At 62.1% G+C, this 1,077-nt stretch carries 1 protein-coding gene; it reads right to left on the bottom strand.

The window, feature by feature from the left end; genetic code table 11:
• Positions 1 to 973 (bottom strand): IS481 family transposase (locus J1M81_RS24370; protein WP_206499021.1); only part of this gene is annotated, 973 nt, incomplete at its 3' end.
• Positions 974 to 1,077 lie beyond the last annotated feature (104 nt).

Here is a 1,077-nt window from a genome sequence, read left to right as displayed (position 1 = left end):
TGTTCTTCTCGGGGACGTTGTGGACGGTCAGTCGCTCGATGGGTGACTTGCCGCCGATGCCTGTGTGGGGTCGGTGGTGATTGTAGTGATGGATCCAGTCTTGGTAGGTCGCCGCTCTGGCTTCGTCGGAGAGGTAGGTGTTCGCGTAGGCCCATTCCTGGTTGAGGGTTCTGTTGAATCGTTCGACTTTGCCGTTGGTCTGCGGCCGATACGGCCTGGTTCGCTTGTGCTTGATTCCAGGGCCTAGGGTCTGCGCGAACAGTGTTGAGCGGTAACAGGATCCGTTGTCGGTCAGCACACGCGCGATCGTGATGTCATGGGCTGCGAAGTAGGCTTTGGCGCGCTCGAAGAATCCCGATGCGGTTTCTTTGCGTTCGTCACCGAGGATCTCCGAATACGCGAGCCGGCTGTGATCGTCGACGGCGTGATGGACGTAGGAGTATCCGCGGCCCTGTTTCTTGTTGTGCCGCTTCCCGATCGCGCGGCCGAGCTTGCGATGTCCGCCGCCGTCGGGGATTCGGCCGAGCTTTTTGATGTCGATGTGGATCAGATCCCCGGGAGCGGGATGCTCGTAGCGATGCGGCTGCGGGCGTCGTACAGCAAGTCCGGTGTTCTGGTCGAGGTGGCGAAGCAGCGGCATCTTGTAGCGGCGCAGGACCGCTGAGACGGTGCTGTGCGGCATGTGCAGGTGGTAGCCGATGCGGTGTGGTCCCCACCGGCGGAGGAAGCGCAGGTTGATGATTCGGCGTTCGGTGCGGGTCGGTGTCCGGTTCGGGTTGTGGTGGGGTCTGCTCGAGCGGTCGGCCATTGCCGTCGGGCCGCCGGTGCGGTAGCGGTCGGCCCATTTCTTGGCTGTGGTCGGTGAAACCTGGAATCGTTCGGCCGCTCGGCGGATCGACCATCCGTCGTCGACGATCGATGCCGCGAGTTTCAATCGCCCCTTCGGGGTGAGCAAGGCATTAGCGTGTGACACGAGGACCTCTCGGTTGTCGGTGCAGTTGTGGTAACCACACCGATACCGGAGGTCCTCACCTATCTGTCGCTGCCACGCCGTCCACAACGTCCCTGCTCATTACA

Origin of the sequence: Rhodococcus sp. KRD175, assembly GCF_017168275.1 — a bacterium.
Classification (GTDB): Bacteria; Actinomycetota; Actinomycetes; order Mycobacteriales; family Mycobacteriaceae; genus Rhodococcoides; species Rhodococcoides fascians.
This window is presented reverse-complemented; position numbering and strand designations above follow the sequence as displayed.